8 protein-coding genes and 1 pseudogene are annotated in these 8,840 nt (G+C 61.1%); 4 read left to right on the forward strand and 5 right to left on the reverse strand.

The genetic code is table 11. The annotated features are described in order from the left end of the window. Window positions 1-129: 129 nt before the first annotated feature. Entirely contained in the window at window positions 130-2,439 is a 2,310-nt protein-coding gene (locus JWQ61_RS07890) for an NADP-dependent malic enzyme (RefSeq protein ID WP_304360039.1), read from the forward strand. 53 nt (window positions 2,440-2,492) lie between these two features. Here JWQ61_RS07890 and JWQ61_RS07895 read toward each other — a convergent pair whose 3' ends face one another. From JWQ61_RS07895 to JWQ61_RS07905, 3 genes are all read right to left on the reverse strand, one after another. After that, window positions 2,493-2,783 carry a zf-TFIIB domain-containing protein gene (locus JWQ61_RS07895; protein ID WP_304360040.1) on the reverse strand — a complete coding sequence of 97 codons (291 nt, stop codon included), beginning with the start codon at window positions 2,781-2,783 and terminating at the stop codon, window positions 2,493-2,495. A 60-nt stretch (window positions 2,784-2,843) separates the two neighbouring features. Continuing rightward, window positions 2,844-3,470 (reverse strand): Bax inhibitor-1/YccA family protein, encoded by a 627-nt coding sequence (locus JWQ61_RS07900; protein ID WP_369684887.1) that lies wholly within the window; start codon window positions 3,468-3,470, stop codon window positions 2,844-2,846. Window positions 3,471-3,547: 77 nt separating this feature from the next. Then, window positions 3,548-3,910, reverse strand: coding sequence for an HPF/RaiA family ribosome-associated protein (locus tag JWQ61_RS07905; RefSeq protein WP_304360042.1), 363 nt, complete (start codon window positions 3,908-3,910; stop codon window positions 3,548-3,550). Between the two features lie 98 nt (window positions 3,911-4,008). Here JWQ61_RS07905 and nhaR point away from each other — a divergent pair, with 98 nt between their 5' ends. Then, window positions 4,009-4,929 carry a transcriptional activator NhaR gene (gene nhaR / locus JWQ61_RS07910; protein ID WP_304360043.1) on the forward strand — a complete coding sequence of 307 codons (921 nt, stop codon included), beginning with the start codon at window positions 4,009-4,011 and terminating at the stop codon, window positions 4,927-4,929. A 1-nt stretch (window position 4,930) separates the two neighbouring features. Here nhaR and JWQ61_RS07915 read toward each other — a convergent pair whose 3' ends face one another. Next, window positions 4,931-5,944, reverse strand: coding sequence for an AraC family transcriptional regulator (locus tag JWQ61_RS07915; RefSeq protein WP_304360044.1), 1,014 nt, complete (start codon window positions 5,942-5,944; stop codon window positions 4,931-4,933). Between the two features lie 161 nt (window positions 5,945-6,105). Between JWQ61_RS07915 and JWQ61_RS07920 the strand changes: the two genes are divergently transcribed. Both JWQ61_RS07920 and JWQ61_RS07925 read left to right on the forward strand, forming a co-directional pair. After that, window positions 6,106-7,788 carry an AMP-binding protein gene (locus tag JWQ61_RS07920; RefSeq protein WP_304360045.1) on the forward strand — a complete coding sequence of 561 codons (1,683 nt, stop codon included), beginning with the start codon at window positions 6,106-6,108 and terminating at the stop codon, window positions 7,786-7,788. 14 nt (window positions 7,789-7,802) lie between these two features. Next, complete coding sequence (locus JWQ61_RS07925) at window positions 7,803-8,570, forward strand: SDR family NAD(P)-dependent oxidoreductase (protein WP_304360046.1); 768 nt, start codon at window positions 7,803-7,805, stop codon at window positions 8,568-8,570. A gap of 58 nt (window positions 8,571-8,628) precedes the next feature. On the opposite strand, the pseudogene JWQ61_RS07930 reads toward JWQ61_RS07925, so the two are convergent. Beyond that, window positions 8,629-8,840, reverse strand: a pseudogene (locus JWQ61_RS07930) (thiol reductase thioredoxin); the annotation flags it as partial.

The raw sequence follows: 8,840 nt of genomic DNA on the forward strand, positions 1-8,840 counted from the left end.
CGGGATAACTTCCCTTTCCAAAAAGCATCTTCCCCAGCAGAGATATCGGTCGCCGAGAAACCGCATCGATAGACATTGTGATAATGTCGCTGCCACCGAATTTTCATTAGCGTATCCAGGAGACAATCAATGAGCACCCCAACCACTCTTTCTGCGGCCGAGCAGGCCTTGCGCGACGCGGCGCTGGAATATCACCGCAGTCCGACGCGCGGCAAGATCGCCGTGGTGCCGACCAAGCCCCTGTCGAACCAGCGCGACCTGTCGCTGGCGTATTCGCCCGGCGTGGCGTATGCCTGCCTGGCGATCCACGAAGATCCGGAAATGGCGGTGGAGTACACTTCACGCGCCAACCTGGTGGGCGTGGTCACCAACGGCACCGCGGTGCTGGGCCTGGGCGATATCGGGCCGCTGGCCGGCAAACCGGTAATGGAAGGCAAGGGCTGCCTGTTCCATAATTTTGCCGGCATCGACGTATTCGACATCGAACTGGCCGAGCGCGACCCGGACAAGCTGGTCGAGATCATCGCCGCGCTGGAGCCGACGCTGGGCGGCATCAACCTGGAAGACATCAAGGCGCCGGAATGCTTCTATATCGAAAAGAAGCTGCGCGAGCGCATGAAGATCCCGGTCTTCCACGACGACCAGCACGGCACCGCCATCATTTCCTCTGCCGCCCTGCTGAACGGCCTGGAGCTGGTCAACAAGAAGATCGGCGAAGTCAAACTGGTGGCGTCTGGCGCCGGCGCCGCGGCGATCGCCTGCCTGGACCTGATGGTAGAGCTGGGCGTCAAGCGCGAAAACATTTTTGTCTGCGATTCGCGCGGCGTGATCCACGACAAGCGCGAAGACAAGCTGGATGTGTCCAAGCAGCGCTACCAGCAAACCACCAATGCCCGCACCCTGGCCGATGCGATTGTCGACGCCGACGTGTTCCTCGGCTGCTCGGCGCCCGGCGTGCTGACCCAGGACATGGTCAAGGCCATGGGTTCGCAGCCTATCATCCTGGCGCTGGCCAACCCGGAACCGGAAATCCGTCCCGAGCTGGCGCTGGAAGCGCGGCCGGACTGCATCATTGCTACCGGCCGTTCGGACTATCCGAACCAGGTCAATAATGTGCTGTGCTTCCCCTACATTTTCCGCGGCGCGTTGGATTGCGGCGCCACCAGCATCACGGAAGCGATGAAGGTTGCCTGCGTACGTGAAATCGCCGACTTGACCAAAGCCGAGATCAGCGAGGAAGTGGCGTCCGCCTATGCCGGCCAGGAACTGCATTTCGGTCCGGAATACATCATTCCGAAGCCATTCGATTCACGCCTGATCCTGCGCATCGCGCCTGCGGTTGCGCGTGCCGCCGAAGAGTCGGGCGTGGCGACGCGTCCGATCAAGGACATGGAAGCTTACCGCCAGTCGCTGATGCGTTTTGTCAGCCATACCGGCATGTTCATGCGTCCGGTGTTTGTCGCCGCGCGCGGCGAGCCGCAACGCATTGTCTACGCCGAGGGCGAGGACGAGCGTGTATTGCGCGCGGTGCAGATTGCGCTGGAAGAAAAACTGGTGCGGCCTATCCTGATCGGCCGTCCGGCGGTGATCGAGGCGCGCATCAAGCGCGCCGGCTTGCGCCTGCAGGCAGGACGCGATTTCGAACTGATCAATCCGGAAGACGACGTGCGTTTCCGCCAGTACTGGGAAACCTATCACGAGATCAAGGCGCGCGACGGCGTCACGCCCGAGATGGCGAAATCGACCTTGCGCCGTTCAAACACCACCATCGCTTCGCTGCTGGTCAAGCTGGGCGACGCCGACGGCATGCTGTGCGGCCTGGTCGGGCGTTTCGACAACCACCTGGAACATGTGAGCGACATCATCGGCCTGCGCGACGGCGCCAAATGCTTTGCCACCATGAACGGCCTGGTGCTCGACAAGCACACCTTGTTCATCGCCGATACTTTCGTCAACGACGATCCGGATGCCGAGCAGCTGGCCGATATCGCGGCGATGGCGGTGGAACAGGTGAGGCGCTTCGGCGTGCCGCCCAAGGTGGCGTTCCTGTCGCACTCGATGTTCGGTTCCAGCACGCGGCCGTCGGCCAAGAAAATGCGCGCCGCGCGCGACTTGTTCGTCAAGCGCATGCCGGATGTCGAAGCCGATGGCGAGATGCACGGCGACGCGGCCCTGAGCGAAGAGGTAAGGGCGCAGTTCTTGCCGAAATCTACGTTAAGCGGCGACGCCAACGTGCTGGTGACGCCAAACCTGGATGCCGCCAATATCCTGTTCAACGTGTTGAAGATGACCGGCGGCCAGGGCGTTACGGTGGGTCCGGTATTGCTGGGCGCCGCGGCGCCGGTGCATATCCTGAACCCGTCGGCGACGGTGCGCCGGGTGGTCAACATGACGGCGCTGGTGGTGGCAAACGCCATCTCTGCCAAGCAGGCGGTGTAAACCAGCAAGGGGGACAGGATGTTTGATCCTGTCCCCCGGCTAGTCCACATGGTTCAGTCGAACAGCTCTTGCCAGAAACTCTCTTTTTTCTTCGGCCGGCGATAATCGTTGTACTGCGATCCTTGCTGCTCCGGCCGGTATTCGGGCTGGTATTTAGGCTGGTACGGCGCCGGAGCAGCCGGCTGCGCCCTGGCGTTTGTCAGTTCATGGGTTGATTGCTGGATGATCTTGTCCAGTTCGCCGCGATCCAGCCAGACGCCGCGGCAACCGGGGCAGTAATCGATCTCGATACTTTGCCGCTCGCTCATGACGAGCTCCTTGTCCTTGCATACAGGGCAATACATAAACATTCTCCATAATAGTCAAACGTAACGCGGGCAGGCCGTGCAGGCCCTGCCGCAGGTTTACTCTTTGTTGGCAAATCCCAGCAGCTGCAACAGGCTGATGAACAGGTTGAAAATCGAGACGAACAGGCTGACGGTAGCCATCACGTAATTGGTCTCGCCGCCGCGCACGATATTGTTGGTTTCGAACAGGATCATGCCCGACATCAGCAGCACGAATACCGCGGATACGGTCAGCGACAAGGCCGGGATGCTGAAGAAGATCGCTGCCAGTCCGGCCACGAAAGCCACCAGCACGCCAACCGTCAGCATGCCGCCCATGAAGGACAGGTCACGTTTGGTGACCAGCGCATAAGCAGACATGCCGAGGAAAATGATGGCAGTGCCGGCCAGCGCCATCATCACGGTCAGGCCGCCGTTGGGCAGGCTCAGGTAATGGCTGACGATCGGTCCCAGGGTGTAGCCCATGAAGCCGGTCAGCGCGAACACCAGTCCCACGCCGAGGCCGCGGTCACGGTATTTTGTGACCAGGAACAGCAAGCCGAAGTAACCGGCCAGCGTGATGATGATGCCGGGAGCCGGCAGGCTGAATGCTATCGAGGCGCCGGCGACGATGGCGCTGAAACCCAGGCACAGCGACAACAGCAGGTAAGTGTTGCGCAAGACCTGGCGGGCGGCGCCATCCATCACCGTGGTGGCGGAATACCTGGCGCTGCTGTTTCTGAGAGTGTTGTAACGGTTATTCATGATGGTCTTTCGTAAAATTAGATAAGGGCGGCTTCGCTGATAGGCACCGTGTATTTGGTATGCCGGATCGATTTCGCCCGTGACAGCAGGCGGTCAATCGCTTGCGCGGCACGATGCGCAGCCTGGTCGACCATGGCGGCGACATCGTTTCCTTTTTCGGTGACGACCACGGTCGGCAAGCCGGGCAAGGTCAGCTGGATCTGGCAATGCTTGTCGATCCCGCCCTTGGGGCCGTTCTGGTCGCTGATGCGCACTTTCATGGCCTGGATGCTGTATTGCTTCCTGTCGAGCGCCAGGCTCAAGCGATGGCTAACGTACTCGCGCAGTCTGCGGCTGAGTTTTACACCTTTGGTAGCGACGATGGCGATAGTCGGTTTCATCAAAGACTCCAGTTCGTTTCAGGAGAAACCATCATATAACCGCGACACAAACTTAAAAAGCGAAGATAATCGAAGAATTACTTCGGAAAAACAGAACAATGAAATCATCTGGACTGAATTTTCGCCACCTACATTATTTCTGGGTGGTGGCCAAGGAGGGCAGCGTTACGCGCGCCGCCGAACGCCTGGGGCTGGCGGTGCAGACCGTCAGCGCCCAGCTGTCGCTGCTGGAACAGGCGGTAGGAAAGTCGCTGCTGGCGCCGCAAGGCCGGCGCCTGGTATTGACCGAGGCGGGGCGCCTGGCGCTGGGTTATGCCGACCAGATTTTCTTATTGGGTGAACAGATGCAGGAGGCGCTTGCCGCCGCCGACGATGAGCCCACCTTGCGGCTGGCGGTCGGCATTTCGGATTCGCTGCCGAAGCTGATCTCGTCGCGCCTGCTGGAAGCGGCATTGCGCTTGCCGCAGCGGGTGAAACTGGTGTGTTTCGAGGACAAGTTCGAGTCGCTGCTGGGCGACCTCACCATGCACAAGCTGGACGTGGTGCTGACCGACCGGCCGGCGCCTTCCGGCGCGGCGTTGCGCGTGTTCAGCCATTTGCTCGGAGAGAGCGACATCGCGCTGTTTGGCAGCAAGGAGCTGGCCAAGCGTTATCGCGCAAAATTCCCGGCCAGCCTGAGCGGCGCGCCTCTGCTGCTGCCGACCCGCAACAACGTGATCCGCGGCCGCATCGACCATTGGTTCGAAGCGCATGAGCTGCGGCCGGATGTGGTCGGCGAGTTCGATGACAATGCGCTGCTGAACACCTTCGGCCGCAACGGCCTGGGCCTGTTTCCGGCGCCGTCGGCGCTCGCCGCGGATGTCGAGGAACAGTTCGGCGCGGTGCTGATCGGCGAGCTGGAGCAGGTGCATGAGCAATTTTATGCGGTGTCGAATGAGCGCAAGATCAAGCATCCGGCGGTGGAGGCGATTCTGTCGGCGATACATGGACGGGTGTTCACCCCGGTCAAGCGCAAATAAGCTAGATCCCCGCCAAGGCACGCCGATGCTCGCCCGGACTGCTTCCGGTCCATTTCTTGAAGGCCCGATGGAAGGCGCTGGAGTCGGCAAAACCAAGGCTGACGGCGATCTCTTCTATGCTCCTGGCGGAGCCGCTCAGATAATTGATCGCCAGGTCGCGCCGCAAATTGTCCTTAATCGCCTGGTACGACTGCCCCTCCTGGCCGAGCTTGCGGCGCAGGGTCGAGGCCGGCGTGTTGAGCTGTTTCGACAGGCTGTCGAAGTCCGACCATTCGGTCAGCGGCAGCTGGCGCAACCGGCGGCGGATGGTCGCCGCCAGGCTGTCGTGGTTGCTGTATTTTACCAGCAGGTTGCCGGGCGCCTCGCGCAGGAAAGGTTGCAGCGTGCGCTGGTTCTGCACGATCGGCAAAGCCAGGCAGGCAGCATCGAAGGTAATGCTGGTCTGCGGCTGGCCGAAGCGGGCTTGGTCGCAAAAGCGGATCTTGTAGTCGAGGCTGGCCAGCGGTTCTGCGCAGCGGAAATCCGCCGACAGCAGCTGGATGCGGCGTCCGATCAGCCAGCTGCCGATGCCGTGCACGATCATCAGGAAGGCGCCGTAGGCAAACATGCGGCGCGGATCGCCGCTGTCGCTGATGGCGATGCGCGCCAGGCCATCTTGTTCGGAGAGCGTCGCCGACATATCGTCCAGCACCAGCCGCAGGAAATCCAGCATGCGCCCGAGGGCCTTGCCGAGGCTGGCGCTGTGCAGGGCGCTGCGGCACAGCATGTTGAAGCTGCCGACCCGCATCGGATGGCTGTCCATGCCGAAAAATTCGTCGTCCATGGCGTGCGCGATCAGGTACCACAGCCGGCCGTAGTTGGCGGCGGCGACCCGGGCATGCGGTTCTTTCAGCCAGCGTGGCGCGATGCCGGCCTGCAGCAGCAGCGTTTCGGTATCCATGCCGCGTTGGCGCATGCTGTGCAGCGCTTCATCGACGAAGCTGATGGCGATCGTTCCCTTTTCCCAGTCTTCCATAAGTCCATTTGCCTTGGTATTGCAATTTCGATCAATCCCGCTGATCGCTTTTGACATGGCTGCCAGTCACTAATTATCCTAGACTAAGCTGCAGTCGTTCCATTTCTGATAACAACAAGAGCCGGTCAGGCCTGCCATTTTAGGTCAAGAGGAGAACACGCATGTCATCTGCTTTGCCAGCCGATGCCCCGGCCGCGGGCGAAAACATCCCGGATTATGCCCAGTTTTACGCCGAATTCAGCGCCGACAGCATCGCCGCCGAGCTGTCCGGTAACCTGCAAACCGGGATCAATGCCTGTGTCGAATGCTGCGACCGGCACGCGACTCCCGGCCATGACCGTATAGCATTGCTTTGGGAAGGCAAGGATGGCCGCAGCGCCAGTTACACCTTCGCCCAGCTCAAGGAATTGTCGGGGCGCTTCGCCAATTTCCTGAAGCAGCAGGGCGTCCAGCCTGGTGATCGCGTCGCCGGATTATTGCCGCGTACGCCGGAACTGCTGGTTGCGATCCTCGGCACCTGGCGCGCCGGCGCGGTGTACCAGCCCTTGTTTACTGCCTTCGGTTCGAAATCGATTGAATACCGGGTAGCCGCCAGCGAGGCGAAACTGATCGTTACCGATGCCGATAACCGCCACAAGCTGGCGGAAGTGCTGGATTGTCCGCCCATCATGACCGTTATGACTGCCGCCGATGCAACGCCGGCCGGCGACTTCGGTTTCTGGCCGGAACTGGAACAGCAGTCGAGCGAGTTTGCGCCGGTGATGCGCAAAGCTGACGACGCTTTCATCATGTTGTTTACTTCAGGTACGACCGGGCCGGCCAAGGGTGTTGCGGTACCGCTGCGGGCGATGCTGGCGTTTTATGTCTACACGCGCTACGCAATGGATGTGCGGCCGGAAGACGCTTTCTGGAATATCGCCGATCCCGGCTGGGCCTATGGCTTGTATTACTGCGTGACCGGGCCGATGCTGATGGGCCACGCGATCACCTTCTATGAAGGTTCGTTCACGGTCGAGAGCACCTACCGGATCATCGACAAATACAAGATCACCAATCTTGCCGGTTCGCCTACCGCGTACCGGCTGCTGATTGCCGGCGGTGCGGAAGCAGCGGCGCCGGTCAAGGGCCAGCTGCGCGCCGTCAGCAGCGCCGGCGAACCGCTGAATCCCGAAGTGATCCGCTGGTTCCGCCAACACCTGGCCTGCCTGATCAACGATCATTACGGCCAGACTGAAACGGGCATGGTGTTGTGCAACCACCATGGCCTGCGGCATGAGGTGCACATGGGTTCGGCCGGCCTTGCCATGCCCGGCTACCGGCTGGCGGTGCTAGACGACGACCAGAACGAACTGGGAGTGGGACAGCCCGGCGTGCTGGCGGTGGACCGCCGCCATTCTCCGGTGTACTGGTTCCAGGGCTATTGGCAGCAGGATGCTAACGACGACGACTATTACATCACCGGCGATACGGTCGAGACGAACCAGGACGGCAGCATCAGCTTTATCGGGCGCGGCGACGATATCATTACCTCCTCCGGTTATCGCATAGGTCCGTTCGATGTCGAAAGCGCGTTGCTGGAGCATGCGGCGGTGATGGAAGCTGCCGTGGTCGGCAAGCCGGATCCCGAGCGCACTGAACTGGTCAAGGCTTTTGTCGTCTTAAGTACAGGCTACCAAGCCAGTGCGGAACTGGTCGCCGAGCTGCAGCAATATGTCAAGCACCGGCTAGCGGCGCATTCTTATCCGCGCGAAATCGAATTTTTAACTGAACTGCCAAAAACGCCTAGCGGCAAACTGCAGCGCTTCATCTTGCGCAACCAGGAAATCGCCAAGGCTAAAATTTAAAGAAGAGAAAAACCATGCAAATCGAAAATAATGTATTCCTGATCAGCGGCGGCGGTTCCGGCCTGGGCGCGGCGACTGCCGCCATGCTGGTGCAGGGCGGCGCCAGGGTGGTGATCGCCGACATCAACCAGGAAGCCGGCGCCGCACTGGCGACGCAGCTGGGCGCCAACGCCCGTTTTGTCGCCACCGACGTGTGCAGCGAGGCCAGCGCGGCGGAAGCCGTCAACACGGCGCTGACGGTGTTCGGCGGCTTGCATGGGCTGGTCAGCTGCGCAGGCGTGGCGCCGGCCAAGCGCATCGTCGGCAAAGAAGGGCCGCATGGCCTGGAAGATTTCGCGCGGGTGGTCCAGATCAACCTGATCGGCACCTTCAACATGATGCGCCTGGCGGCCGATGCGATGAGCAAGGGCGAGCCGAATGCCGACGGCGAGCGCGGCGTGATCATCAATACCGCCTCGGTGGCTGCGTTCGACGGCCAGATCGGCCAGGCCGCTTACGCTTCGTCCAAGGGCGGGGTAGTGGCGTTGACCTTGCCGGCGGCGCGCGAACTGTCGCGCCACGGCATCCGCGTGATGACGATTGCGCCAGGCATCATGGAAACGCCGATGCTGCTCGGCATGCCGGCAGAAGTGCAGGAGGCGCTCGGAAAAATGGTGCCGTTCCCGCCGCGGCTGGGCAAGCCGGCTGAATTCTCGGCATTGGTGAAGACCATCGTCGAGACGGTCTACCTGAACGGCGAAGTGATCCGTCTCGACGGCGGGATCCGGTTGGCGCCGAAGTAACAGCCCGGTCTAACGGCGCAGACCGGATTGCTGGAAAGCAGGGCAGCTGGGCGCAGGCTTAGCTGCCTTGTCGTTTTACGATCTCTTTATTGAAGAAGTCATAGATGCCGTTCTCGCCCATGCGGCGGGCATCGGCCAGCTCGCCGGCCTTGGTCGAATACAGGATCTTGTTGTCCGGGCTGAGCAGCACCGCAGCCGGGATGCCCTTCTTGATCGGGTTGCCGTAAGACTGGGCGACATCGAGATTCTTGTCGAAATTGCCGACATCGA

The organism is Collimonas fungivorans (genome assembly GCF_028292705.1).
GTDB lineage: Bacteria > Pseudomonadota > Gammaproteobacteria > Burkholderiales > Burkholderiaceae_D > Collimonas > Collimonas fungivorans_B.

Excerpts from the sequence above, each read along its gene's own strand:
- JWQ61_RS07915 (WP_304360044.1), bottom strand. The coding sequence starts at position 5,944 with ATGGAAGACTGGGAAAAGGGAACGATCGCCATCAGCTTCGTCGATGAA.
- JWQ61_RS07890 (WP_304360039.1), top strand. The coding sequence starts at position 130 with ATGAGCACCCCAACCACTCTTTCTGCGGCCGAGCAGGCCTTGCGCGAC.
- JWQ61_RS07905 (WP_304360042.1), bottom strand. The coding sequence starts at position 3,910 with ATGAAACCGACTATCGCCATCGTCGCTACCAAAGGTGTAAAACTCAGC.
- JWQ61_RS07900 (WP_369684887.1), bottom strand. The coding sequence starts at position 3,470 with ATGGATGGCGCCGCCCGCCAGGTCTTGCGCAACACTTACCTGCTGTTG.
- JWQ61_RS07920 (WP_304360045.1), top strand. The coding sequence starts at position 6,106 with ATGTCATCTGCTTTGCCAGCCGATGCCCCGGCCGCGGGCGAAAACATC.
- JWQ61_RS07925 (WP_304360046.1), top strand. The coding sequence starts at position 7,803 with ATGCAAATCGAAAATAATGTATTCCTGATCAGCGGCGGCGGTTCCGGC.
- JWQ61_RS07895 (WP_304360040.1), bottom strand. The coding sequence starts at position 2,783 with ATGTATTGCCCTGTATGCAAGGACAAGGAGCTCGTCATGAGCGAGCGG.
- nhaR (WP_304360043.1), top strand. The coding sequence starts at position 4,009 with ATGAAATCATCTGGACTGAATTTTCGCCACCTACATTATTTCTGGGTG.